Origin of the sequence: Streptococcus suis (genome assembly GCF_002964045.1) — a bacterium.
In the GTDB taxonomy this organism is placed as follows: Bacteria; Bacillota; Bacilli; order Lactobacillales; family Streptococcaceae; genus Streptococcus; species Streptococcus suis_U.
Genome location: NZ_POPB01000551.1, coordinates 1 through 352, shown reverse-complemented (window position 1 = coordinate 352; position 352 = coordinate 1). Strand labels below are relative to the sequence as shown.

Sequence of the window (352 nt, the reverse complement as noted above, 5' to 3'; positions counted from 1 at the left end):
CGACAACTTGATTCACTCCATTAAAGGCTTGGAAAATGCCCAGATGATGCGGACGGGCTATGCTATTGAGTACGATATGGTTATGCCTCATCAATTGCGGGCGACGCTGGAAACTAAGAAGATTTCTGGGCTCTTTACAGCAGGTCAGACCAACGGAACATCAGGTTATGAAGAAGCAGCAGGTCAGGGAATTATCGCTGGTATCAATGCAGCCCTTAAGGTACAGGGTAAGCCTGAGTTAATTTTGAAACGAAGCGACGGCTACATTGGTGTTATGATTGATGACCTGGTAACCAAGGGAACGGTGGAGCCTTATCGCCTCTTAACCAGTCGGGCAGAATACCGCCTGATT

General features: G+C 47.7%; 1 protein-coding gene. It reads left to right on the top strand.

What is annotated here, in order from left to right:
- On the top strand, positions 1–352 hold a 352-nt coding region (locus tag C1E99_RS12640; RefSeq protein ID WP_193441820.1), incomplete at both ends, for an FAD-dependent oxidoreductase.